This is a genomic window from Acerihabitans sp. TG2, from assembly GCF_035013185.1.
Classification (GTDB): Bacteria; Pseudomonadota; Gammaproteobacteria; order Enterobacterales; family Enterobacteriaceae; genus Acerihabitans.
The window spans coordinates 1-24,929 of record NZ_JAYGJO010000008.1; the positions used below are offsets into that span (position 1 = coordinate 1).

The following is a 24,929-nucleotide window of genomic DNA, read 5'->3' on the forward strand; positions in this document are numbered from 1 at the left end:
GCTAGACCGGCCACCCTCCAGCACCTGACGCCACCCGAGCACCCTAGCCCACATCAGCACGCTAGACCAGCCACGCCCCGGTACATCATGCCAGCGTTGCTGTAATAAGTAATGACACCGCAACCAGAAACGGAAAGCGCATAACACAAACTTTTTTGAGGCAAAAAACAAAATGTGTGCTGCGATAGATGTTGATAGGTTAATAATTTGCACCTTAGAACGTGGCCTCAGGATTGACGCTTTCGAGTGAAATGCATAGATATCCAGTTGAATTTAGAAAAAATTAGCAGAGCATCATCGTTGATAGACTGTAAGGTAGACGTCTGATGCCCCACTAGAGGGCGAGTAAGGGCTGGCTTATCCTCAGGCTGTTGTATGTTTTATGGTACACTGAGATCTGTTGATCTGGGGATAAGGTCGGCATCGAAAAAATTGTGGTTGTAACTGTGTCAGTGGAAAAATAGCTGCTCTTTTGTATTAAAATTATCCACCGGCGTCAAAGAAACAGTAAACGAGGCGGTAACCGTGCCAAAAAAAACATATTCTGTCAGGTATGTTGCGGGGCGGCCAGTTGAGCGAATTTTTCCACCAATTGCTTTCTGTTGCCCGGGTCAGGCGTTACCCCCGGGTGAACCGTTGCCAGGCTCGAAGTTATTACGGGTAATGGTATGGAATATTTTCAAACAGCAACGTGCTGATTGGCTCTCTGTTCTGCAAGGGTTCGGAAAGGATGCTCAACTGGTTTTACTGCAGGAGGCACAAACTACGCCTGAGTTGGTGCGGTTTGCTACATCGCACTATTTGGCCACCGATCAGGTTCCCGCGCTGATATTGCCGCAGCATCCATCAGGTGTGATGACGCTCTCCGCTGCGCATCCGGTTTATTGCTGTCCTTTGCGTGAGCGTGAACCGCTGTTACGTCTGGCTAAATCTGCATTGGTGACGGTATACCCGCTATTTGACGGCCAGCTAATGATGGTAGTTAATATTCACGCGGTGAATTTCAGTCTGGGGGTGGATGTTTATAGCAAACAGTTTGGCCCCATAGGTGAGCAAATACTCAATCACCAAGGGCCAGTCATCATGGCGGGTGATTTTAACGCTTGGAGCCGGCAGCGGATTACTGCACTGTATCGCTTTGCCGATCGTATGACGCTGCGGGAAGTGAAATTTCTTGATGACCAGCGGCGACGCGCTTTTGGCCGCCCGTTGGACTTTGTTTTTTATCGCGGGCTTAACGTGACTGAGGCGTCGGTGTTGGTTACCCGGGCGTCAGACCATAACCCACTGCTGGTTGAGTTTGAACCCCATCAGCGTACAGATAAATCTGTGCCTGAAACTCAAATTGTTGGTATTGCTCCGTGCTAATAAGTGAGAACCTATCAAGCAAAAAAAAAACAAGCACCAAGTGGGCTTGTTTTTTTTGCTCAGCTACGCGCGTTCAACGAGAGCTCAGGAATCAGTTGCAGTACCGTTAATGTATAACGTGAGTTTAAGGCCTGGCTGCAGCGTATTGCTTTTATCCAGCGCAGCATTCCAACGCATAACGTCTTGCAAATCAACGTGGTGTCGTTTGGCGATACTGGACAAAGAGTCACCTTTACGTACTCGATAGGTGATGCTGTTGACGCTGCTATTATTCGCCACCATCAACGTTTGGCTGACCTTTAGTGTGCTATTGGCATGCAAATTGTTCCACTTCAACAAGTCACTGGTCTTAAGCTTAAGCCGCCCGGCGATGCCTGAAAGCGTATCACCAGGACGAACCTTATAACTAGCGCCGCCTGTTGCAGTGTCCGCCAATTGAGTCGACTGGACTTCGGTTATATCATCAACGGCCAAAGAATCCCTGAGCTGCGAAGCATGAGATTTGGGCAACATGATGTAATGAGGCCCATTTGGTGCGGTTACGTTACGTTTATAGCCTGTATTGTAGCTTTTCAACTTGGTTAACGATAACCCGGACATTTTCGCCGCTTGGGTCAGGCCGATCTGCTGGCCTACTTCCACTCGCGCCAAAGCGTGTTCGCTATTGCTTTTGGGCAATACCACACCATATTCTTTGCTATTCTTGATGATATTACTCAACGCCAGCATTTTTGGCACATAAATGCTGGTCTCATGTGGCAATGCCAGCGCCCAAAAGTCAGTGGGTCTCCCCTTGGCTTTGTTGGCCTTGATTGCCCGCAGCACACGACCTTCACCACTGTTGTAAGCTGCGATGGTCAGTAACCAGTCGCCGCCAAAAACACGGTTAAGACGCTGCATCATGTTAAGTGCAGCGGTAGTAGATGCCACAACATCACGCCGGCCGTCATACCACTGATTTTGTTTTAAACCATAATGCTTACCTGTTTGGGGCACAATCTGCCAAAGGCCCGCTGCGTTAGCAGAAGATGTTGCCTTTGGGTTAAAAGCGCTCTCCACTATGGGTAGCAGTACCAGTTCCATCGGCATTTTGCGTTGCTTTATCTGCTCGACTATCCAGTACATGTACGGCTCTGCCCGTAATGTTACATCGTGGAGATAGCTCTTGTGACTTAAATAACGTTTTTTTTGTTCGCGGACCCGGGCGTTATCCGGTATCTGCATCTTCAGCTCGTCGCTAATGAAGTTCCACAAATCAGGCTGCGCTTGGCTTGAATCTTCCAACCATTGCGCCGAGGTCGCTCGGCTGTCCGTGTACTTTCCTGCTTCACTTTGACCTGCCGAAGAAACACTCTGTGCATGCTGTTCGGGTGGAGAATCGTCCTGCTTGGACGACTGGCAACCCACTAGCAAGACCGAGGCGATTAGGATCGCATGAGTCTTCATCTGTATGTCAATAGTTGCTTAAAAGACGAACAATAATACGTTGAATGCGCCGACATTACAACTAAAACCTTTAGAAAAGATCCTTCTTCTCCCGTAACAAGGCGAAAATACGCCATTCCTCATGCAGCGTATGATATGGGTCTAATTTATTTTGTAAATCAATGTCATGACAACGTAAGAATAGGTTAATTTTACCCTCTAAATGTAGTGTTGTGGGCACGCTCGCTTGGTTTTTCGCCCGCAACTGCTTAATTTCACGCTCATAAGCAGTGATCTCATCATATTGCGGCATTATGGACTTGGCGAAGGCCAGATTGGCTAAAGTATACTCATGGGCGCAGCAGAGTAATGTTTCCAAAGGAAGTTTCTTAACCTTTTGAAAAGATTCAAACATTTGTTTGGGTGTTCCTTCAAAAAGACGCCCGCAACCTGCTGAAAATACCGTGTCGCCACAAAATAGATAGGGTGCGCTATAAAATCCGATGTGTCCTAGGGTATGACCGGGCAATGACAGGACAAAAAAGGTCGTATCAAGCAGATTTATGCTATCGCCTTCCCCTACAATGTGACTAGCGCCCTTATCAGCAGTTTCCTGAGGGCCATACACCGGCAGGTCAAAGCGAGTCAGCAACTCGGGGACACCATCAACATGATCATGGTGATGGTGGGTCAATAAAATAGCCTTAGGCGTGAGTTGCCGTTCAGCCAGTGCGGCAAAGACCGGGCCGGACTCACCGGGGTCAACGATGATGCATTCCTGCAGGTCGTTTTGCAAAAGCCAAATGTAATTGTCCCGCAACGCAGGAATACTGATAAGATTCATTGTTCAGCTCCGTTAATTTATTTATGGCACTAAGAAGATAGCCGATCATGAAACCAGCGCAAATCACTCAGCCTATCATCGCGCCAACCCGATGGGACGAACTACCGTACGGGGATAACTATCGGCGGGCGCTAGAAGCTAATCTGCTCCCCTGGTGGCCTAAATTATTTGGTTTCCATTTATTGAAAATTGGCGCACTCAGTGCAGATATTGATACCAGTGACTGCGTAATTTCTCATCAAGTTAACGTCGGCATACGGGGGGAAACCCTGAATGTTATTGCCGATCCGTTTCAACTGCCCTTTGCCAATAAGTCCACCGATGCATGCTTATTGGCTCATACCCTGTCATACACCTCAGATCCACATCGGCTGCTGCGGGAGGTGGATCGGGTGCTCATTGACGACGGCTGGTTAATTATCACCACCTTTAATCCGGTAAGTTTATTGGGTCTGGGAAAATTATGCCCCATTTTGCAGTGTCGCCAGCCCTACCGCAGCCGCATGTATACTCAGATGCGGCTGTTGGACTGGTTAAGCATCCTTAATTTTGAAGTGATGCATCGCGCGCGTTTTCAGGTGCTGCCCTGGCGTCGCAGGGGGGGCCGCCTGCTTAATGAGCATCTACCCGCTATCGGTTGTTTGAGCGTGATAGTGGCACGAAAACGCACCTTCCCTCTTACGCTCAATCCCTTAAAGAGCAAGTCGCTCAAAGCTTCTGTGCGCCGCACGGTAGGTGCGGCCAGCCGCAATAGCTGATGCGATCGTTACTTCTCAGGCCGATAGCCAATATCGTCCAATGCCGGATTCCCCGCTGCGCTGCGGGCCAATTCGTCGCAGCGCTCGTTCTCCGGATGGCCCGCGTGGCCTTTGACCCAATCCCAGCGCAGTACGTGGGTTTGGATCGCTAAATCCAGCCGTTGCCAGAGATCGACATTTTTCACCGGTTTTTTATCAGTCGTTTTCCAGCCTCGTTTCTTCCAGTTGTGGATCCATTTCGTAATACCCTGCCGAACGTATTGGCTGTCGGTACTGATAACCACTTCACAGGGATCTTTTAGCGCCTCCAAGGCAACAATCGCCGCCATGAGTTCCATGCGGTTGTTGGTGGTAAGTCGGTAACCGGCGCTGAAAATTTTCTCATGCTGCTTATAGCGCAGAATCGCGCCGTAACCGCCTGGACCTGGATTACCCAGGCAAGATCCATCGGTGAAAATTTCTACCTGTTTCTGCATCTCTGGTAGACTACCCTTCATGTTAAAAAAACAAGTCTGACATAAAATGAACGCTACGGGCACTGCAATTACGCGACAGATTGTTCTGGATACTGAAACCACCGGTATGAACAAACTGGGGGTTCATTACGAAGGCCACCGAATTATTGAGATAGGCGCGGTTGAAGTTGTCAATCGACGCCTCACTGGACGATATTTCCATGTTTATCTGAAACCGGATCGGCTGATTGACCCCGAAGCCTATAATATCCATGGTATCAGTGACGAATTCCTGGCGGATATGCCTACCTTTGGGCAGGTCGCCGATGAGTTCCTCGATTTTATCCGCGGGGGCGAACTGGTTATTCATAACGCGCCGTTTGATATCGGGTTTATGGATTATGAGTTCGGCAAACTTAACCTTAACATCGGTAAAACCGAGACGTTTTGCAAGGTGACCGATAGTCTGGTGCTGGCGCGCAAATTATTTCCCGGCAAACGTAACAGCCTTGACGCATTGTGCGATCGTTATCTGATAGATAATACCAAACGTACTTTACACGGCGCGTTGCTCGACTCCGAAATTTTGTCCGAGGTGTATCTGGCCATGACCGGTGGCCAAACCTCTATGCGATTTTCCATGGAAGGTGAAAGTGGCAAGCGCAACGCAGATGGTGGCCAAGCCATCCAGAGGGTAGAGCGGGCGCAAACCAAACTCAAAGTCGTTTATGCCAATGATGAGGAGTTGGCGGCACATGAATCTCGCCTAGACCTGGTTACGAAAAAAGGCGGCAGCTGTTTGTGGCGACCAGAAAATACAACGCAACCCCATTAAAATCATTCATTCAGCTGATTTTAACAACGTAATGCTGAAATTATCGCCAAACGAGATGATCAAACGTGAAAAGCATTGACGCGGTAAGGTGCTAACCGTACTATTCGCCTCGCTTTCCCGACAAAGCACATGTGCGGTGTGGTAGTTCAGTCGGTTAGAATACCGGCCTGTCACGCCGGGGGTCGCGGGTTCGAGTCCCGTCCACACCGCCAATAAATTCCAATGAGCCGCTGCAAATTTTGCAGCGGCTCATGTCGTTTTACAGTCCATTGCAATTTTCCAGTCCATTGCAATTTTCCAGTCCATTGCAACTAGTCATACCATACCCAACTCTTTGCCGGCCTTTTCACCCTAATGCCTATCTTTACCCAATATTCCCGCTTAATTTATCATTGCCACATTGCCACATTGCCACATTGCCACATTGCCACATTGCCACATTGCCACATTGCCACATTGCCACATTGCCACATTGCCACATTGCTAGCCTGCACAGTCACCGTTTTTGCCGTGAGCCATGGCACATCCATGTGAACACCGTTTTTTCTTGTGGTGACATGATCCCTTCGCGCATAACGCATGGGTTATTTCAGTGATATTTTGCGACAATTTTATCTTTTAGACGTCTTCCACCAATAAAAACAGCCAGATAAAATATGCCACCCCCACGATGGAGATTCCCCATCGGTAATTTTCAGAGAAATAGCATGTCGATCAGTCAATATCCCCAACGTGATCAGTCCGCCGTCCCGACAAACGCGACGTGGCCGTCGGCCTTGAATGTAAGGCACCTTGCCCTGATGGTCATGGTTGTCATGCTAACCGGTGTTGGCGCCGGGCTAGGGGGCATGTTCTTGGCATTGCTACTGCACGGGATACAACATCTTGCTTATGGCTACAGCCTAGACCAAATTATCAGTTCCGAAACATTCCTGATGGGGGTGAGTGCTGCTCCCGGGGGGCGGCGAATGTTGATACTTGGATTTTGTGGTTTGCTGGCCGGAGTGGGGTGGTGGGTGCTCTATCGCGTTGGCCGGCCGCTGGTTGGCATCAAGCAAGCTACTGCCAGTGATGCGCCTCTTATGCCACCCGTTGCCACCTTGGCCCACGTGCTGTTGCAAATAGGCACAGTAGGCTTGGGATCACCTCTGGGACGTGAAGTGGCGCCTCGAGAGCTGGGGGCATTGATGGGGGGATGGTTATCCCATGCTGCCGGGTTGTCGCCGGAACAACGACGCACGATCGTCGCCTGCGGCGCAGGTGCCGGGTTGGCTGCGGTATATAATGTTCCGCTAGGCGGCGCGGTATTTGTATTAGAGGTGCTGTTGGCAACCTTAAGCTGGCCCGCTGCCATTATGGCATTGGCAACTTCCGCTATTGCAGCATCCGTGGCCTGGATGGGGTTGGGGGCGGAATCGCAATATGTTGTCGCACATTTTCCCCTTAGCGCCGGACTGATTACCTGGTCGTTGCTCACTAGCCCACTATTTGGCCTGGCAGCCTATGGCTTTGCACGGTTGAGCGCGGCAGCGCGGCGCAAGGCGGCTCGTGGTTGGCGGCTACCGGTATTTGCGCTGATAAACTTCCTGATTATCGGCTGCATGGCCGTTTGGCTGCCGCAACTGCTGGGCAATGGCAAAGGACCGGCGCAATTGGGGTTTAGTAGCCTGCTCACCGTTGGTATGGCCGGAATGTTATTGATCTGCAAAGTTGCCATCACTACCAGTACCTTGCGTGCTGGCGCACAAGGCGGCTTATTGACGCCGGGATTGTCGAATGGTGCGCTGATGGCGGTGGTACTGGGTGGTTTATGGAGCCAGATATGGCCCGGTGTGCCGATGGGTGCCTATGCAGTGATCGGCGCTGCAGCATTTTTGGCATCCTCTATGAGCATGCCACTGACTGCTATCGTGCTGATTACCGAATTTACCCGCATCGATCATGATTTTTTGGTACCGATAGTGCTGGCGGTGGCGGGATCTTTTGGTACCAGCCAGCTCTGCGCGCTTTGGGCGCGGCGTTGAAGTAATGTGTAGCGAACTGCCGGTTCTAGCCGGTCTGGTCAGTCTGTTGGCTTAACCGGCGTATTGCGCAATGCCATTACCGAAAGACCAATTCTCCTTACGTACTTCGACAAGATTGATGAACACGTCCTCCAGCGATATGCCCAGCGCTTCATGCAAACCGACGGCAATACTTTTGTAGAGTGCTTTTTTTTGCTCGATACTGCGCCCTTCATTTAACGTAATCTGGATAATGACCAACTTATCGGTACGGTTAATGCCAAGGTAGCCAGCATCATAGATAAAATGATCGCCGCCATGCTCATTAAGAATCTGGAAGTTATCATGCTCGGGAACGTTAATGGCGCTTTTCAACGATTGGTACACCACCCGACCGACGCGTTTGATATAGGTAGGGTCGGGGTTTTTTTTAATATCGATACGGACCAGCGGCATAATTAACTCCTTAGTAAGGGTGGGTATTGCCTGCCATCGGGATCTCGATGGCTAATAGCCAGCATAGTAAGTTATGGCCCCACGCCATGCAACTAGCGACCATCGGTATGTGGGTCTTTTAGTTAACGTAAACATCAACCACTACCCTCATTGCCCTGATTCAGTATCGGACGGTACAGGTCTGATTTGCGGGCCAAAGAGACCGAACCTAACGACACATCCATTTCAGTCACTGTTGGACTATCAGACGCCCTCAGCTTGGTAAGCTGACGTGAGCGGCGACGATTCGCCAGCCGCAGGCCAATTTTACCCAGGTTTGGGTTTGCCGGCCGGTCTTGTCGCTACCCTCAAGGGTAAATTCGGTACTGGCCACCGCCAGGTCGTCGCCATAGGTGGTGATCACTGTATTTTGTAAGATGCGCTCCAGTCCGGGAGACGCCCGCGATGCGCTGGCCGCCTGAATCGCTTCTATGCCATAGAGGTTCTCAACAACGCCATAACGGACGGTGCGGGGATCGTGCCAAAATAACTCATCCAGAATGGCTACATCATTGGTGATGAACGCTTGTTCATAGCGATAAAAGGCAGCGTTCACTTCCGCCAGGATGGCGGGTCGATCAATAAATTCACTTTTCATGCTACGTTTACTCTTGCTATGGTCATGTTGACAATACCGCGTCGCTCCAGCGCCGGGCCGGTTAGAGTAGCACTGCTGGGCATCACTGACGTCATTATGTTTTGATGATCATTTCATCAGGGAGGCCGTTAGCGCATGAACGCCTGGTTTGCTCTGTAGACGCGTCGTTACAGGCAACCAGACATAAGTGGTGGGATGGCTCGCGCTCGCGGGCAGGTTGCCCGGCGAGCAGGGCTACTTGTCCAGACTGAAAGTGTCGGCGTCCAGCGCGGCAGGAAAGGCTTTACGGTATTGCTGCAGTACCTCAAGTGACAAGGAGGCATCTAAACAGGTGGCGACCCCTGACTCGCCCTGGACCAGCACGGTGCCCATCGGGTCGATAATGCGACTATCACCGCTGTATTGATGTCCATTACCGTCGGTGCCGACACGGTTGCAGCCTGCCACATAGGCCTGATTTTCAATCGCGCGCGCCGCTAGCAGGGTTTGCCAGTGGAGGGCACGCGGTGCCGGCCAGTTGGCGACATACAGCGCCAAATCATAATCCCCAAGGTTACGTGACCATACCGGGAAACGCAGGTCGTAACAGACCTGTGGCAGGATGCGCCAGCCGCGCCAGGCTACGACCAGCCGTTGCTGACCAGCCTGGTAATAGTGGTGCTCATCAGCCATGCGAAATAGATGGCGCTTATCATAACAATGTACCTGTCCTTGCGGCTCCACCAATAAAAAGCGGTTCACCGCGCCGTCAGGAGTATGGATAGCTGCGCTGCCGGCAATCATGGCATCGGTTGTTTTGGCCCATTGTCGCATCCACGCCACGACCCGATCCTGGGACAGGGCGCAGCCCGCCGTCTCCATGGCAAAACCGGTGGTGAACATTTCCGGTAATACAATCAGATCGCGACCGCTGGCGGCGGCCAACAGGGGGTCAAAATAGGCCAGGTTCGCCTCGCCATCCATCCAGGTCAACGGCTGCTGCAACAGGCTGATATTCAAAGTTGACATAAACGCTCCGCGGCGGCGTCAAGGGTGGCATCTTGCTTGGCAAAGCACAGACGGATTAATTTGTGCGGGAATGGATCGGCACAGAACACCGACAGAGGAATTGCCGCCACCCCGGCGTTGATGGTCATCCACTCGCAGAAAGAGACATCGTCCATGTCGGAGATAGCGCTGTAATCAGCCAGCAGAAAATAGGTCCCTTCACAGGGCAGCAATTCCAGCCGGCTGGGTGCTAGGGCTTGTACCAGATGATCCCGACGGTCGCGATAGAATTCGGGTAGGCTGCGCCAATGCTCCGGCTCGGCGCGCAGCATATCCGCCAGGGCCAACTGGGCCGGAGTGTTGACGGAAAAGGTCAGGTATTGATGGACCTTACGTACCTCGGCGCTAAGCGCCGGCGGTGCCACACAATAACCCACTTTCCACCCGGTCATATGATAGGTCTTGCCAAACGACGAAACGGCAACCGATCGCTGCCGCAGCCCTGGATGGGCCAGTACGCTGGCGTGGCCGCCGGCGGCAAAACAGATATGCTCATAAACTTCGTCGCTCAGTACATAGATTTCCCGCGCGGCAATAGCCTGCCACAGTTGTTCGAAATCTGCCGCTTGCCAGACGGTGGCGGACGGATTGTGCGGCGTATTGAGGATCACCAGCCGGGTACGGTCGGTTAGCCTGGCACGGAAGTCTGCCCAGTCCACGCGAAACGTCGGCGGTTGCAGTGCGATACGGTGGTTGATACCACCGGCCAGGGTCACTGCTGGCGCATAGCTGTCGTAGCTGGGATCAAAGCTGATGACTTCGTCGCCGGTACGTACCAACGCGCTGATGGCCGCAAACAGGGCCTCGGTGGCGCCGGCGGTGACGGTAATATCCCGATCCGGGTCAGGGCGCCAGCCATAAATGAGTTCGGTTTTATCGGCAATCGCCGCACGCAGGGGGGCCGCCCCGGTCATGGGGGCATATTGATTAGCGCCCTGGTTGACATGATGTGCTAGCCGCGATTTCAGATATTCCGGCCCATCATAATCGGGGAAACCTTGCGACAGATTAATCGCCTGGTGGCGCTGCGCCAGGGCGCTCATCTGGGTGAAAATGGTGGTGCCCAACGCGGGGAGTTTACTTTCTGGAATCAAGGTTCTACTGCTCATGGCTCATTACCACTCTCAAAAGCCGGTTTTTAAACCAATATAACACGCTCAGCGCAATTGACAATCAGGACGTATAGATGGGTAAACGGCTAAACTGGTGGAGCTTTTTATTGAGGGTAGTCATCAATAACCGGGTTGCATTCTTATCATGGAAAGGTTTGACATCATTGTACAGCGTCGGCTGGTGATGGAAGATTTTTGCGTCTTGAAATGCGATCCTCAGAAAAAAAATATCAGGGTTCCTATGAGGAAATTGCCGATGCCATCGCGTTGTATACCGGGAGTGGGGCTGAAAGCGCAAAATTTTTCAACTACGTCGCGTTCAGCTGTATGGTGGGTAATGGCGACGCGCATTTGAAAAATTTTGCGTTGCTAAGCGATCCTTTTCAGCCCGAGGAACGCTGGCTGGTGCCGATGTATGATGTTGTCTGCACCCATATATACCCAACCGATGATCAACCGATGATCAACCGATGATCATAAGTTGGCGTTATCGCTTAATAAAAGTAAAGCATTCCCGAATATCGATGGCTTATTGGCGTTCGCTCATTGGCTAAAGGTTGTCAAACCTCAGGATAAGCTGGCTGCCATGGCGGAGATGATAAATGACTACCTCGTTCATAATGGTATCGATGAAATATTTTCGGCGCTGGCGCAGTCCGTCAGAAAAAGCATCAGCCATTCCATGTCGACCAATAATGTATTCGTGCGGTTCGACGTGAAAAGAGCAAAACGGCGTAAAAGCGATAAGTTACTGTAGATATGTTCGATTTACCGGCAAAACTTGCGATCGGTGGTTGAAAAAGAGTCGATTTTGTTTTCAATTTCCTTGCCTAGATTTATAACCTGGCTCACAAACAGTGATTTTTATGTGGTAACGCAAGCCGAGAAAGCCAACTTTGCTTCTCGCGGTTTCGCCAATCCGGTAAACTGGCAACTGGGATCATTAACATATACCCAAAATATGAAGGGTGTGTACTCCAGCATATACCGAGGAATTCATGTATCAGGACTTGATTCGCAGTGAACTTAACGAAGCCGCAGCCACCTTGGCCAACTTTCTTGCCGATGACCGCCATATTCAAAGCGTGGAAGATGCCGCCACCCTTATCGCCGCCTCTTTCAAGAACGGGGGCAAAGTGCTCTCCTGCGGCAATGGCGGATCTCATTGTGATGCCATGCATTTTGCCGAGGAACTGACCGGCCGTTATCGCGACAATCGGCCAGCCTACCCAGCCATCGCCATTTCCGATCCTAGCCACTTGTCTTGCGTCAGCAACGATTTTGGCTATGATTTTGTGTTTTCACGTTATATCGAAGCGCTCGGCAATCAGGGTGATGTGCTGCTCGGTATCTCTACTTCTGGTAATTCGGCCAACATTATTCGCGCCATCGCAGCGGCACGCGCCAAGGGCATGAAAGTCATTGTGCTCACGGGCAAGGACGGCGGCAAGATGGCCGGCACCTCTGATGTTGAAATTTGTGTGCCGCACTTTGGTTACGCCGATCGTATCCAGGAAATTCATATCAAAGTGATCCATATTCTGATTCAACTGATAGAAAAAGAGATGGCGGCAACAGCAGCATAGCTCCGGCGTTGAAACAACGCGTCAGGTGATTTGGTAAGGAGAGGGGTCATGTGTGAACTGCTCGGAATGAGTGCCAATGTACCGACGGACATTTGCTTCAGTTTTACCGGGTTAGTGCAACGAGGGGGTGGCACCGGGCCGCACAAGGATGGATGGGGCATCACCTTTTATGAAGGGCTGGGCTGCCGGACCTTCAAAGATCCATTGCCCAGTTTTAATTCACCAATTGCCCGGCTGGTGCAGGATTATCCGATCAAATCCTGCGCGGTGATATCGCATATCCGCCAGGCCAATCGCGGTAAGGTGGCACTGGAGAACACGCATCCTTTCACCCGTGAATTATGGGGCCGTAACTGGACCTTTGCCCACAATGGTCAGCTAAAAAGCTATAAGCAGCTAAAAACCGGATCCTACCGGCCGGTGGGACAGACCGACAGTGAATATGCCTTTTGCTGGCTGTTGGCACTGCTGGCGGAGCGTTATCCACGCACACCGGCTAACTGGCCGGCGGTGTTTCGTTATATTGCACTGCTGGCGGATGAATTGCGACAAAAGGGCATATTTAACATGCTGTTATCCGATGGTCAATTTGTCATGGGATATTGTTCAACACATTTATACTGGATCACTCGTCGGGCACCGTTCGGCAAGGCTACGTTACTCGATCAGGATGTGGAGATTGATTTTCAGCGGCAAACCACGCCTCATGATGTGGTGACGGTGATTGCCACGCAGCCGTTGACCGGCAATGAAACCTGGCACCGGGTAGCGCCAGGGGAGAGTGTATTATTTCGGTTGGGTGAGCGCGAACTGTGATACCGCCGGCGTACCGCTGTGCAACTGCAGCGGTGGGCTCACGGCATATTGCCCATTCACCACCGCCACCGCTGGTGGCTGGTGGTAACGGGCAAAAAAGGCATACCCTGGCTCCAGGGAACGCCAGAATGAATAATAGTTTGAAAGGCGGTGACGCTGTAAATTTGCCTCGGTCATGCGGAACGGGAAAATATTAATTTTCACCTCGGCCTGACCGTTTAATAATGCGGCGTCAACGTAACGATATATGTCAGCAATATAACTGTTGGTCATGGCGTAACAGCCAATGGAACGACAGTCGCCATGGATCATCAGCATGGCGCCCGAATACCCCTGGTACCGGTCATAGTCATTGGGAAAACCAATATTTATCGCCCGATAGTAATGGCTGTTAGGGTTCAGATTGCGGTGGGTAATGCTGTAAAAACCTTCCGGGCTTTTGAAATCCCCTTCTCGGCGTTTAGGGCCCAGTCCGCCGGAAAAGTCACAAATCCGGTAGCTGTCAAGCAGGCGATATTCATTACCGACCTTGGCATAGAGTTCCAGGGTTCGCTCTTCTTTAAATATCTGAATAAAAACCGGTGATCCGATTAATTGTGCCTTTAATTCTTTGGATAGCTGCGGCTGCCCACTGGCATAACTGACTGACGTCATTGCCGCTATGCAAAACAACATCGCAAATAACTGTGCGATTTTGCCCATTATTATTCCTGCGTAGTCATATTAAATAAGATGCCAGGCAACGGTCGTTGGCGGCAAACCCTAGAAACGTCAAGTAAAACAAATAAAACAGCGACAAGATAGCACCACCGGCATATTTATCAAGATACGTTTTGTATAAATTGATCTTCTTACTGTATACTTATACAGTTGAAGGGGGGGGTGGATGCGTAAAATCATACATGTTGATATGGATTGTTTCTTCGCAGCGGTTGAAATGCGCGACAATCCGACGCTACGCGACATCCCGCTGGCCATCGGCGGCAGCGCGGACCGGCGCGGCGTGATCAGTACCGCTAATTATCCGGCGCGGGTTTATGGCGTGCATAGCGCCATGTCGACCGCCATGGCGCTGAAGCTTTGTCCGCACCTTACGTTGCTGCCTGGGCGCATGGCGGCTTATAAAGAGGCATCTGAACATATCAGGCGTATTTTTAGCCGTTATACGTCATTGATTGAACCCTTATCGCTGGACGAAGCCTACCTGGATGTCACTGACAGCGACTGCTGTAGCGGCTCGGCGACCCTAATGGCCCAGGCTATTCGTCAAAACATTGCCGATGAGTTGGATCTCACCGCGTCGGCCGGCGTGGCACCAGTAAAATTTTTGGCTAAAATCGCCTCTGAATTCAACAAACCCAATGGACAATTTGTTATCACTCCAGAACGGGTACCGCTATTTTTGGCACAACTCGATCTGGGTAAAATTCCGGGAGTGGGCAAAGTCACCGCCAAAAAACTCGCCGATATGGGACTGATAACCTGTGCCGATGTGCAGCGTTACGATCTGGCGGCGTTGCTAAAACAGTTTGGCAAGTTTGGTCGGGTGTTGTGGGAACGATCGCAGGGAATCGATCAACGCGAGGTATCCTCGGATCGTCTGCGTAAATCAGTAGGGGTGGAGCATACCCTGGCGGAAGATATCGGCGATTGGGCCGACTGCGTGGCAATTATTGAACAACTCTACCCCGAACTTGAGCGGCGGCTGGCAAAGGTCAGACCGGATCTGCTGATCGCCCGACAGGGCATTAAACTTAAATTTGCCGATTTCCAGCAAACCACACAGGAACATGTATGGCCGCGCCTGCATAAGCAAGATTTGATCGCTATTGCGCGTCAGGCGTGGGAGCAGCGCCGCGGCGATCGTGGTGTACGGCTGGTGGGGTTGCATGTCACGTTGATCGACCCGCAAATTGAGCGTCAGCTGATGCTCAGGTGGGAAGATGATATGCCGTAACAAGGTATCCCGTCATACTTCACGTTGCAGATGCGTTGGCTTTCCTCGCTCACCCCAGTCACTTACAAAAGTAAGCTCCTGGGATTTGCTGCGTTGCCGCCTTCCTGCCACGCGAATTATTTAGGGTATCCCGTCATACTTCACGTTGCAGATGCGTTGGCTTTCCTCGCTCACCCCAGTCACTTACAAAAGTAAGCTCCTGGGATTTGCTGCGTTGCCGCCTTCCTGCCACGCGAATTATTTAGGGTATCCCGTCATACTTCACGTTGCAGATGCGTTGGCTTTCCTGCAACGTGAAATCGTTAGGCTATCGCGGTCAGTCTTTTTCAGGGATGGCTTTGAGCAGCGCAGTCAGCAGGGTCCAGTATTGGCCGACACTTTTGATATGCACCTGTTCATCCGGCGAGTGTGGACCGGTAATGGTCGGCCCGATAGATACCATATCCATTAGCGGGTAGGGCTTTTTAAATAAACCACATTCCAGCCCGGCGTGGATGACCTGAATATTCGGGGTTTTATTAAACAGCTTTTGATAGGTTTCACGCACCAAATGCATCACCGGTGAATTAGCGTCCGGTTTCCAGCCCGGGTAACTGCCCTTGGCGGCGGTTTGTGCACCAGCCAAGCTACCCAACGCGGTTAACATTCCGACCACATCGTCTTTACCGCTGTCAATCAGTGAACGGATCAGGCAGCGGATATGAGCCTGCTCCGGCTCCATGGACACCACGCCGACGTTGAGCGAGGTTTCCACCACGCCTTTCACGTCATCGCTAAAACGAATGACGCCGTTGGGCATGGCGTTGAGCAGGGCGATAAACCGATCGCTGGTGACTTTGGTCAGCACCGGGGCGTCTGGGGTTATGGGGTCAATTTGAATTGCCAGCTTTTTCTCAACCGCCGCCAGTTCACTTTTAATCACCGACAGGAAACTCTGCGCCAGTTGGCTTAGGCTTTCGGCGTTTTCTTGTGGTAGGGCCAGCGTCGCATAGGCTTCGCGCGGAATAGCATTGCGCAGCGTGCCGCCGTTGAAATCGATGAGTTGGATATCCAGCGCATGAGCCTGTTTTGACAGGAAGCGTGCCAGCAGCTTATTGGCATTGCCTAATCCCTTATGGATATCACCGCCGGAATGCCCTCCTTTGAGGCCTTTAATGGTGAGCTTCAACACGTGATAGCCCGCTGGTACTGCTTCGCGCTCCAGAGGCAGGATGGTTTTAAAATCAACCCCGCCGGCGCAACCCATATAAATCTCGCCCTCTTCTTCTGAATCGGTATTGATCAGAATATCGCCTTGCAGCCAGCCTGGCTGCAGACCAAAGGCACCAGCCATACCGGTTTCTTCGGTCATGGTCAGTAATACTTCCAGTGGACCGTGTTGTACCCCATCATCCGCCAGCACTGCCAGCGCTGATGCCATGCCGATACCATTATCGGCACCAAGGGTTGTGCCGCGCGCTTTTACCCAATCGCCATCTACATACGGTTGAATGGGATCGCGAGTAAAATCATGAAGGGTCTCGTTGTTTTTTTGCGGCACCATATCCAAATGCGCCTGTAACACCACCGGACGACGTTTTTCATAACCCGGCGTTGCGGGTTTACGCAGCAGGATATTGCCAACCTCGTCGCGTTCCCCGTGCAACCCTTTTTCCTGTGCCCAGCGCATAATATGGCTGGCTAAGGCTTCCTCATGATACGAGGGGTGTGGAATGGAGCAAATTTTGGCAAAAATTTGCCATAATGGCTGAGGCGAAAGTTGAGTCAGTTCAGACACGATAATAACTCCTGTTACAACCTAAGACCCGGTCTGCGCGTTTTTCACCGCGTTCAGACGGTCTGATGGTTACCAAAGACGAAAGAAAGCATACCACTTTAGCCTGAATAATGGTGAAAGTGCGCTTAAAAAGGGCGGTAGCGCTGGTATTTCGTTGATGGCGTCTTTATAATCTCGCGCAACCTTTTTCCCCTGTACTTTTAAGCCGGCCCAATCCGGCTGGGACAGCATTTATGAGCGAAAAATACGTCGTAACCTGGGATATGTTGCAAATCCAGGCGCGGAAACTGGCCGAACGGCTACTGCCCGCAAATCAGTGGAAAGGCATTATTGCGGTCAGCCGCGGTGGTTTGGTCCCTGGGTCACTGTTGGCGCGCGAATTGAATATTCGCCACGTTGATACGGTTTGCATCTCCAGCTACGACCATAACAACCAGCGTGAACTGACGGTGCTTAAACGTGCTGAAGGCGATGGTGAAGGTTTTATCGTTATTGACGACCTGGTGGATACCGGTGGAACCGCTAAAGCGATCCGTGACATGTATCCAAAAGCGCATTTCGTTACCATTTTTGCCAAGCCGGCCGGCCGGCCGCTGGTGGATGACTATATGGTCGATATCCCGCAAGACACCTGGATTGAACAACCCTGGGACATGGGTGTGGTATTTATCCCGCCGTTGGTGGGAAAATAAGCCTGGATAAATAGTGAGCTTAATCAACCCATAACGATTTCGTTTAACGCCCGACACTGTCGGGCGTTTGTTTTATTGTCCCTTAATGGTCAATCTTGCTAAGATTAGCCTTAATTATGGCAAAAACGACTGTGCGGAGGCGAAGGCTTAATGAGTGGCACTAATCTAAGCGAAACATTATTCAAACCCTCATTCAAACTACCTGAAACCTCAACGCTGGTCACCCGCGTGCGTCATAGCGACGGACAATCCCCGATCCTTGCCACCCTGGAAGGCACCAATCCGCAAAACTGGTACCGGATGATCAACCGGTTATTATGGATTTGGCGTGGTATTGACCCTTGGGAAATCGAAGAAGTGCTAGCGCGCATTGCCGCCAGCAAAACCGATCGCACGGATAGGTGTTTGCTTGATACCGTGGTTGGCTATCGTCCAGGTAACTGGATTTATGAATGGTCTCACCAGGGCATGGTCTGGCAACAACGCGGCATGGATGAGACCGATCCCGTTCTGTCGGGCAAGCATTGGCTGCAGGCGGCCAATTTCTACAGTATTGCTGCCTATCCACACTTGTGCGGCGATGCGTTGGCCGAACAGGCGCAAACGCTGGCCAACCGGGCTTGGGTAGAGACTACCGAACGGTTAAGTTATGAGCTAAAAGCGCTAACCTTTCCGATTAGCGGCGGCGGCAAGCTGACCGGCTTTTTGCATCTGCCGCACAAAAACGGCGGTCCTTTCCCCACGGTACTGGTTTGCGGCAGTCTGGATATGCTGCAAAACGACACCTATCGACTATTCCGTGATTATTTTGCTCCGGCGGGTATGGCGATGCTGACTATCGATATGCCCTCCATTGGCTTTTCCTCAAAATGGAAACTGACCCAGGATTCCAGTTTTCTGCATCAGCAGGTACTACGGGCATTACCGGATATACCATGGATTGATGCCAAGCGCGTGACAGCCTTTGGCATTCGTTTTGGCGCCAATATTGCCGTTCGGTTGGCATTTCTGGAACCGCAGAGGTTGCGTGGCGTGGCCTGCCTGGGACCGATCGTGCACGGTCTGCTTACCGATCCTGTTCGCCAGGACCGGGCGCCGAATATGTATATCGATGTGCTTGCCAGCCGAATTGGCATGGCGCAGGCCTCCGACTCGGCATTAAAAGCCGAACTTAATCGCTATTCGCTAAAAACCCAAGGACTGCTGGGGCACCGTTGCCCCACGCCGATGCTGGCCGGCTACTGGAATGACGATCCTTTCAGTCCTAAGCAAGACGCAGAACTGATCGCAGCGTCGTCCATGGACAGTAAACTCATGCAGATCAAATCGGCACCGATTTATGCTAACTTCCAGTTGGCCTTATCCGAAATTTGTACTTGGCTAAAAAATATCGGATAATTTGCAGTTCCACGATTTTATTAGTTTGCTAAATAGAGAAGTCATTCTCTGTTAAGGCATTTGAGGTTACCAGCATGGCGTTAATAAGTGGACATCCTAAAAGCAGACTGATGAAGGGATTTACGTCTCTCGGCCCTTATATTCGTGAAGAGCAGTGCAGTGATAGCCATTTTTTCTTTGACTGCCTGGCGGTATGCATCAATATGCAATTATCGCCGGAATTGCGCGAATTTTGGGGCTGGTGGATCGATCTTGAGGTAGAAGAAAACCGTTATACCTATACCTATTATATCGGTAAATTCGACCAAGTGGGCAATTGGAATAAACAGGACATCACCGATGACGCGGTGCTGGAAAAACTGGAAAGCTCTTTGCGTGCTTTTTTCCCTCGCCTTGAGGCCTATATCGTTTCGCTGGACATGACACTTGAATCTGCGGACAGCTTTAACGACGAGCCGTTTATCCTGACAGCCCGCTAGCCAACAGCCCTGCGGCTTGGAAGATAACAAGTATATCGCCTTATGCCGGCAGGTATAAGGCTGTTCTTTCTAAAGACCAGGTACGAATTCAATCCGACTTACGGTAGGAATGTAATGGAAGGCAGCCAGACCTTAGTAATTAAACTGGGCACCAGCGTGCTGACCGGCGGTTCCCGTCGGCTGAATCGCGCCCATATCGTCGAGCTGGTGCGCCAATGCGCGCAACTGCACACTGCGGGACACCGGATCGTCATAGTGACCTCCGGGGCCATTGCCGCCGGCCGGGAGCGTCTGGGTTACCCAGAACTGCCCGCCACCGTCGCTTCGAAACAACTGTTGGCGGCGGTCGGGCAAAGCAACCTGATCCAACTTTGGGATCATTTGTTTTCAATCTATGGCATTCACATCGGCCAGATGTTGCTGACCCGCGCCGACATGGAAGACCGCGAGCGTTTTCTCAATGCTCGCGACACGATGCGCGCTTTATTAGATAACTGCATCATTCCGGTGATTAATGAAAATGACGCGGTGTCCACCAACGAAATAAAAGTCGGCGATAACGACAATCTCTCGGCACTGGTGGCAATCTTGGCGGATGCCGACAAATTGCTGCTGCTCACCGACCAGGACGGCTTGTATACTGCAGATCCACGCACCAATCCGGATGCAAGACTGATCCCCGAAGTGGACAGTATAAACGATGCTCTGCGTGGCGTCGCCGGCGACAGCGTTTCAGGGCTGGGCACGGGCGGCATGGCTACTAAAATTCAGGCTGCCGACGTGGGCATTCGTGCCGGTATCGACGTGGTGATTGCCGCCGGTAGCCGGCCGGGGGTGATTGGCGATATGATGGATGACCGGCCAGTGGGCACCCGGTTCCATGCCCAGGGGATGCCCCTTGAGGCCCGCAAACGCTGGCTGTTTGGACCGCCGCCCGCCGGCGATATTACGGTGGATAATGGCGCACTGCTGGCGATCAGGGAGCAGGGTAGTTCGCTGTTGCCCAAGGGGATCCGTAGCGTCGTCGGCGATTTTTCCCGCGGAGTGGTCGTGCGGCTCCGTGGCCTGGATGGCGAGGATGTTGCGCATGGCGTTAGCCGTTACAATAGCGACGCGCTGCGCATGATTGCCGGGAAACACTCCCAGCAGATCAACGCCATTCTTGGCTATGAATATGGCCCGGTGGTGATCCATCGCGACGACATGATTATTTATTAAGGAGTTGCATATGCTGGAGCAAATGGGTAAAGCAGCCAAAGCGGCATCCTGGCAATTGGCGGTGCAAAGTGCTGCGGCTAAAGATCGGGCACTGATGGCGATTGCCGATAGCCTGGAAACTCACGCCGAGGTTATCCTAGCGGCTAACGCTCTGGATATGGCGGACGCACGGCAAAGTGGTCTTAGCGAGGCGCTGCTCGACCGTCTGCTGCTCACACCAGCGCGCTTATCAGCAATTGCGCACGATGTACGCCAGGTCTGTCGCCTGACCGACCCGGTGGGGCAGGTTATCGACGGACATATGCTGGATAACGGCCTCAAACTGGAACGCCGTCGGGTGCCGCTGGGCGTGGTGGCAGTCATCTATGAAGCTCGTCCTAATGTCACGGTAGATGTGGCGGCGCTGTGCCTGAAAACCGGCAACGCGGTGATCCTGCGCGGTGGAAAAGAGACCTGCCGCAGCAATGCCGCCACGGTAAAAGTGATTCAGCAGGCGCTGGTGGACTGTAACCTGCCCGCCGGTGCGGTACAGGCCATCGACAATCCCGATCGTGCCTTGGTCAACGAACTGCTGCATTTGGACCGCTATGTGGATATGCTCATACCACGAGGCGGGGCCGGCCTGCATAAGCTGTGCCGCGAAAACTCCACCATTCCAGTGATCACCGGCGGTATTGGGGTATGCCATATCTATGCCGATGAAACCATCGATATTGATGCGGCGCTCAAGGTGATTGAAAATGCCAAGGTACAGCGCCCCAGTGCCTGCAACTCCTTGGAGACACTGCTGGTCCACCAGGCGATTGCGCCGGCCTTTCTGAGCCGTTTAAGCGAGTATATGCAGCCCTTAGGTGTCACGCTGCATGCCGACGAGGCCGCCCGGCCTTATCTGGCCGACGGCCCGGCCGTCTGTGTCCCGGTGGAAGAGGCCAACTATGGCGATGAATGGTTATCTCTGGACCTGAACGTCAAGCTGGTGAGCGGCTTTGACGCGGCGGTAGAACATATCCGCCACTATGGCACCCAGCACACGGACGCGATTTTGACCCAGTCACTGGCCAATGCGGAACGTTTTGTCCGTGAAGTGGATTCGTCGGCGGTGTATGTTAATGCCAGCACCCGTTTCACCGACGGTGGCCAGTTCGGCCTGGGTGCTGAGGTGGCGGTCAGTACCCAAAAGCTGCACGCGCGTGGCCCAATGGGGCTGGAAGCTCTGACCACGTATAAATGGATTGGCTACGGCGATAATCTGGTGCGCGCTTGACCAACTAACAGCCTACGCCCGGCGGCTATTAGGGGGCCGGGCGGTGAAATTGCTTCACAGTGGCGCTGAAAACGGTCAGCAGTAATGTTAGATCAGTTTTGACGGCTTTTTTGACGGTGATGCTGGTGATAAAGTATCCACGCCTTGATCTTTAACACCGGTTTGTTGTTTTTATCAGCATACAAACGCCGGGCTATTGACTCTTAAGCCGCTTTTGCATAACGTGTGCCCCGAGATTCATCCCGCATGACACAGCCACATCATGCCGATATAGCTCAGTTGGTAGAGCAGCGCATTCGTAATGCGAAGGTCGTAGGTTCGACTCCTATTATCGGCACCATCCGCAGGTCCAAAATCATCCAAGAAAGTCCTAAAAATCCTTTTAATTCATGCGGTTTATCTATTTTCTATCCGTATATGTCCGAATCCATCCAGTAGAATCCAGATGTGTGATTCATAGACAGTAATGGTGCTGCCATGATGATTGAATCCTCAAACGGCGCGAGGTGCATGTAAATTATTCTGCATTGAGTTGCTTCATCTCCTTATCCCGCCAGCGTTCCCAGCGATTCCTGAGTTCGTTTCTGTTGGTGCCAATATTTTCATTCAATATCGCAGCATGGCGTATTCGATCGACCCGGAAATGACGAAAGGTGCCGCGTAATTCACACCAGCCGATGAGAAGGCAACAGGTTTGGTCATAGCCTAGCATCACCGGCCAGATGGTCCTTTTGGTGATGTCACCGGATGCGGAGCCATATTCCAGTAAAATCTTTTTTCCTTCCCGAATGGCAGTTCTGATTTTTCGCGTATCGGGTTTGACGTTACCTGACTCATCCGGTTTTAGCCCTACCGCCGAATAAGATAAATAACCGAGTAGTCGCGCCGGGATCACCGAGGCGATTTTTGCCAGCACATCGCTGGCATTATTCGCAAGAGTTGCATCCGGTAATCGTCGCACCAGTTCTGCGCCAAGAAATACAGCTTCCAACTCCTCAGCCGTAAACATCAAAGGAGGCATATCATAGTCTGAACTCAAAATATAACCAGAGCCAGCCTCCCCCACTAACGGAATCCTTTGCCCTGCGAGATCCGCAATATCCCGGTAAATGGTTCGCGTTGATACTTCAAGTTCTTCGGCCAACCTCGCTGCGGTTACCGGACGTGTTGAGCGTCTGAGTATCTGGAGAATTTGGAATAATCTGTCTGCACGTCGCATTTTTTAATCCTGTTGCCACCACGCTGTCAGCATACCTGAGTGATGATGTTTTCGCAGGCCGCGCTATTCGCAGCCATAATGGAGCGTCGCTATGAAATTTGTATCTGTCCGTCTGATTGTGCAAAACATCAAAGATGTCGTTCAATTTTATGAATTAGTTACCCATTGCAAGGCCGACTGGTTAGCCCCGGTTTTTGCCGAAATCGTGACACCGGTAGCGGTTATCGCTATAGGCAGCGTTGAGACAGTGGCACTGTTTAAAGAGAACAGCGCCCAACCTGCATGTAACCGCTCTGTGATTCTGGAGTTTAGGGTAGAAAATGTCGATGACGAATTTAACCGCTTAAAAGAGCAGGTCGAAGTGGTCCATGCGCCGAAAAATTTGCCATGGGGCAACAGAACAGCACAAATTCGTGATCCTGAAGGCACGCTGATTTCACTTTATACCCCAGTGACGCAAGCAGCGAAAGCGCGCTTCAATCGGGGATAAGTGATCAGCCTCGTCTGGTGGCTCGCCATTCGATCGGTATTGACAGAGAGTCACGTAGATACTGATTCTTTTCCGCGTCTCACTATTTTGCGCAAGATCGGTCAGGCAAACTGAATCGTCTTCGAGCATATTAAGCAGCACGGAGGATGCCATGTGTGATAATAAAACCGATAGTTACGCCAGACGTTTCAATCAGGTCTTTGATTATATTGACCGTCATCTCGACGACACGCTATTACTGGATAAGCTCAGTGAAGTGGCATACTTTTCACCATTTCACTTCCACCGTCAGTTTTCGAGTTATTGCGGGGTGCCGCCTGGTCGCTACATTCAAATGATGCGCTTAAAACGCGCATCTTATCGACTGGCTTTTAATCCGTTAGAGAAAATCACTGATATCGCGTTCGACGCCGGTTTTCAGCATGCTGAATCATTTAGCCGGGCTTTCAGACAAATGTTTGGTCTGTCACCGACGCAGTTTCGCCAGCAGCCCCCCTGGATAGACTGGCATCAGCGCATATCAGGACCTTATAAAGCAAGGAGACAAACGATGCAAGGCCAAGTCAAGATCATCAATTTTCCCGCGGCATCAGTTGCCATGCTGACTCATTATGGACAACCGGAGCGCATAAACGAAACCGCGGCTCGCTTTATTGAATGGCGTAAAACCACGGGTTACTCACCTGTTGCCAGCAGCCAGACATTCGGTGTTGCACCACACGATCCCACCTCAACACCGCCGGAGGTGTTCGAGTTCCGTATTTGCGGCACCGTAACGTCGCCGATTCCGGAAGACAATAGTTTCGGGGTGGTGAACAGCGAAATCCCCGCAGGTCGATGCGCGGTGTTGCGTCATCAGGGATCGCATGATGCGTTAACCGAACTGGCACAGGTGCTGTATCGTGACTGGCTGCCTGGCAGTGGAGAGGAACTGCGCGATTTCCCGCTGTTCTTCCACTATCACAACTTTGTGCATGAGGTAGCGGAACATGAACTGATCACTGATATCTATTTGCCGTGCAATAAACTGAGCAAGCCGGTTATGTGCGTAGCCGGCTTGTTGATCACGCACCCGCAGTAGGTAACCATCTGA

The 24,929-nt window shown here is 51.7% G+C and carries 27 protein-coding genes and 2 tRNA genes; 18 read left to right on the forward strand and 11 right to left on the reverse strand.

The annotated features are described in order from the left end of the window. The first annotated feature begins 525 nt into the window (after positions 1-525). Positions 526-1,368: an endonuclease/exonuclease/phosphatase family protein gene (locus tag SJI19_RS09105; RefSeq protein WP_323477947.1), complete on the forward strand. Its 843-nt coding sequence runs from the start codon at positions 526-528 to the stop codon at positions 1,366-1,368. Positions 1,369-1,452: 84 nt separating this feature from the next. Here SJI19_RS09105 and mltD read toward each other — a convergent pair whose 3' ends face one another. Next, positions 1,453-2,814: a murein transglycosylase D gene (mltD, locus tag SJI19_RS09110; RefSeq protein WP_323477948.1), complete on the reverse strand. Its 1,362-nt coding sequence runs from the start codon at positions 2,812-2,814 to the stop codon at positions 1,453-1,455. Positions 2,815-2,884: 70 nt separating this feature from the next. Then, a complete protein-coding gene (gene gloB, locus SJI19_RS09115; RefSeq protein WP_323477949.1) occupies positions 2,885-3,637 on the reverse strand; it encodes a hydroxyacylglutathione hydrolase in 753 nt (250 codons plus the stop codon). A gap of 47 nt (positions 3,638-3,684) precedes the next feature. Here gloB and SJI19_RS09120 point away from each other — a divergent pair, with 47 nt between their 5' ends. Next, positions 3,685-4,395, forward strand: a complete 711-nt coding sequence (locus tag SJI19_RS09120) for a class I SAM-dependent methyltransferase (protein ID WP_323477950.1) — start codon at positions 3,685-3,687, stop codon at positions 4,393-4,395. An 8-nt stretch (positions 4,396-4,403) separates the two neighbouring features. Here the strand turns inward: SJI19_RS09120 and rnhA are convergent, their stop codons facing one another. Beyond that, complete coding sequence (gene rnhA / locus SJI19_RS09125; protein ID WP_323477951.1) at positions 4,404-4,973, reverse strand: ribonuclease HI; 570 nt, start codon at positions 4,971-4,973, stop codon at positions 4,404-4,406. Between rnhA and dnaQ the strand changes: the two genes are divergently transcribed. Both dnaQ and SJI19_RS09135 read left to right on the forward strand, forming a co-directional pair. Beyond that, on the forward strand, positions 4,918-5,685 hold the full coding sequence (dnaQ, locus tag SJI19_RS09130) for a DNA polymerase III subunit epsilon (RefSeq protein ID WP_323477952.1): 768 nt from the start codon (positions 4,918-4,920) through the stop codon (positions 5,683-5,685). The genes rnhA and dnaQ overlap by 56 nt on opposite strands. Positions 5,686-5,820: 135 nt before the next feature. Further along, a tRNA-Asp gene (locus SJI19_RS09135) sits at positions 5,821-5,897 on the forward strand. A gap of 177 nt (positions 5,898-6,074) precedes the next feature. Here the strand turns inward: SJI19_RS09135 and SJI19_RS09140 are convergent. Further along, a complete protein-coding gene (locus SJI19_RS09140) occupies positions 6,075-6,215 on the reverse strand; it encodes a hypothetical protein (protein ID WP_323477953.1) in 141 nt (46 codons plus the stop codon). Positions 6,216-6,392: 177 nt separating this feature from the next. On the opposite strand from SJI19_RS09140, the gene SJI19_RS09145 reads away from it, so the two are divergent. Next, positions 6,393-7,709, forward strand: a complete 1,317-nt coding sequence (locus SJI19_RS09145; protein ID WP_323477954.1) for a chloride channel protein — start codon at positions 6,393-6,395, stop codon at positions 7,707-7,709. Positions 7,710-7,760: 51 nt separating this feature from the next. On the opposite strand, the gene SJI19_RS09150 is transcribed toward SJI19_RS09145, so the two are convergent. The 4 genes from SJI19_RS09150 to SJI19_RS09165 all read right to left on the reverse strand — a co-directional run bounded on the left by SJI19_RS09150 (position 7,761) and on the right by SJI19_RS09165 (position 10,937). Further along, positions 7,761-8,144 carry a tautomerase family protein gene (locus SJI19_RS09150; protein WP_323477955.1) on the reverse strand — a complete coding sequence of 128 codons (384 nt, stop codon included), beginning with the start codon at positions 8,142-8,144 and terminating at the stop codon, positions 7,761-7,763. 253 nt (positions 8,145-8,397) lie between these two features. Continuing rightward, on the reverse strand, positions 8,398-8,781 hold the full coding sequence (gene hpxZ / locus SJI19_RS09155; protein WP_323477956.1) for an oxalurate catabolism protein HpxZ: 384 nt from the start codon (positions 8,779-8,781) through the stop codon (positions 8,398-8,400). A gap of 234 nt (positions 8,782-9,015) precedes the next feature. After that, positions 9,016-9,789 carry an amidohydrolase gene (locus tag SJI19_RS09160; RefSeq protein WP_323477957.1) on the reverse strand — a complete coding sequence of 258 codons (774 nt, stop codon included), beginning with the start codon at positions 9,787-9,789 and terminating at the stop codon, positions 9,016-9,018. Further along, on the reverse strand, positions 9,777-10,937 hold the full coding sequence (locus SJI19_RS09165) for a pyridoxal phosphate-dependent aminotransferase (protein WP_323477958.1): 1,161 nt from the start codon (positions 10,935-10,937) through the stop codon (positions 9,777-9,779). The genes SJI19_RS09160 and SJI19_RS09165 overlap by 13 nt, the downstream gene beginning before the upstream one ends. Positions 10,938-11,135: 198 nt before the next feature. Here SJI19_RS09165 and SJI19_RS09170 point away from each other — a divergent pair, with 198 nt between their 5' ends. The 4 genes from SJI19_RS09170 (at position 11,136) to SJI19_RS09185 (ending at position 13,342) form a co-directional block, all read left to right on the forward strand. Then, a complete protein-coding gene (locus tag SJI19_RS09170) occupies positions 11,136-11,414 on the forward strand; it encodes a HipA domain-containing protein (RefSeq protein ID WP_323477959.1) in 279 nt (92 codons plus the stop codon). A gap of 7 nt (positions 11,415-11,421) precedes the next feature. Further along, positions 11,422-11,697 carry a hypothetical protein gene (locus SJI19_RS09175; RefSeq protein WP_323477960.1) on the forward strand — a complete coding sequence of 92 codons (276 nt, stop codon included), beginning with the start codon at positions 11,422-11,424 and terminating at the stop codon, positions 11,695-11,697. A gap of 241 nt (positions 11,698-11,938) precedes the next feature. Beyond that, positions 11,939-12,526 carry a D-sedoheptulose 7-phosphate isomerase gene (gene lpcA, locus SJI19_RS09180; protein WP_323477961.1) on the forward strand — a complete coding sequence of 196 codons (588 nt, stop codon included), beginning with the start codon at positions 11,939-11,941 and terminating at the stop codon, positions 12,524-12,526. 48 nt (positions 12,527-12,574) lie between these two features. Continuing rightward, positions 12,575-13,342 (forward strand): class II glutamine amidotransferase, encoded by a 768-nt coding sequence (locus SJI19_RS09185; RefSeq protein WP_323477962.1) that lies wholly within the window; start codon positions 12,575-12,577, stop codon positions 13,340-13,342. On the opposite strand, the gene dpaA is transcribed toward SJI19_RS09185, so the two are convergent. After that, entirely contained in the window at positions 13,313-14,044 is a 732-nt protein-coding gene (gene dpaA / locus SJI19_RS09190) for a peptidoglycan meso-diaminopimelic acid protein amidase (protein ID WP_323477963.1), read from the reverse strand. The genes SJI19_RS09185 and dpaA overlap by 30 nt on opposite strands. A 184-nt stretch (positions 14,045-14,228) precedes the next feature. Between dpaA and dinB the strand changes: the two genes are divergently transcribed. Further along, positions 14,229-15,299: a DNA polymerase IV gene (dinB, locus tag SJI19_RS09195; protein WP_323477964.1), complete on the forward strand. Its 1,071-nt coding sequence runs from the start codon at positions 14,229-14,231 to the stop codon at positions 15,297-15,299. Between the two features lie 316 nt (positions 15,300-15,615). Here dinB and pepD read toward each other — a convergent pair whose 3' ends face one another. Further along, a complete protein-coding gene (pepD, locus tag SJI19_RS09200) occupies positions 15,616-17,076 on the reverse strand; it encodes a beta-Ala-His dipeptidase (protein ID WP_323477965.1) in 1,461 nt (486 codons plus the stop codon). A 233-nt stretch (positions 17,077-17,309) separates the two neighbouring features. On the opposite strand from pepD, the gene gpt reads away from it, so the two are divergent. From gpt to SJI19_RS09230, 6 genes are all read left to right on the forward strand, one after another. Next, positions 17,310-17,768: a xanthine phosphoribosyltransferase gene (gpt, locus tag SJI19_RS09205; protein ID WP_323477966.1), complete on the forward strand. Its 459-nt coding sequence runs from the start codon at positions 17,310-17,312 to the stop codon at positions 17,766-17,768. Between the two features lie 150 nt (positions 17,769-17,918). Next, positions 17,919-19,166, forward strand: a complete 1,248-nt coding sequence (gene frsA / locus SJI19_RS09210) for an esterase FrsA (RefSeq protein ID WP_323477967.1) — start codon at positions 17,919-17,921, stop codon at positions 19,164-19,166. Between the two features lie 74 nt (positions 19,167-19,240). Further along, a complete protein-coding gene (crl, locus tag SJI19_RS09215; RefSeq protein WP_323477968.1) occupies positions 19,241-19,645 on the forward strand; it encodes a sigma factor-binding protein Crl in 405 nt (134 codons plus the stop codon). A gap of 114 nt (positions 19,646-19,759) precedes the next feature. Continuing rightward, positions 19,760-20,863 carry a glutamate 5-kinase gene (gene proB, locus SJI19_RS09220; protein ID WP_323477969.1) on the forward strand — a complete coding sequence of 368 codons (1,104 nt, stop codon included), beginning with the start codon at positions 19,760-19,762 and terminating at the stop codon, positions 20,861-20,863. 10 nt (positions 20,864-20,873) lie between these two features. Then, positions 20,874-22,127 (forward strand): glutamate-5-semialdehyde dehydrogenase, encoded by a 1,254-nt coding sequence (gene proA / locus SJI19_RS09225; protein WP_323477970.1) that lies wholly within the window; start codon positions 20,874-20,876, stop codon positions 22,125-22,127. A 264-nt stretch (positions 22,128-22,391) separates the two neighbouring features. Next, positions 22,392-22,467, forward strand: a tRNA-Thr gene (locus SJI19_RS09230). Between the two features lie 177 nt (positions 22,468-22,644). Here the strand turns inward: SJI19_RS09230 and SJI19_RS09235 are convergent. After that, positions 22,645-23,346 (reverse strand): YafY family protein, encoded by a 702-nt coding sequence (locus SJI19_RS09235; protein ID WP_323477971.1) that lies wholly within the window; start codon positions 23,344-23,346, stop codon positions 22,645-22,647. Between the two features lie 91 nt (positions 23,347-23,437). Between SJI19_RS09235 and SJI19_RS09240 the strand changes: the two genes are divergently transcribed. Together SJI19_RS09240 and SJI19_RS09245 are read left to right on the forward strand one after the other, a co-directional pair. After that, positions 23,438-23,836, forward strand: coding sequence for a VOC family protein (locus SJI19_RS09240; protein WP_323477972.1), 399 nt, complete (start codon positions 23,438-23,440; stop codon positions 23,834-23,836). Positions 23,837-23,987: 151 nt separating this feature from the next. Beyond that, entirely contained in the window at positions 23,988-24,917 is a 930-nt protein-coding gene (locus SJI19_RS09245; protein ID WP_323477973.1) for an AraC family transcriptional regulator, read from the forward strand. Positions 24,918-24,929 lie beyond the last annotated feature (12 nt).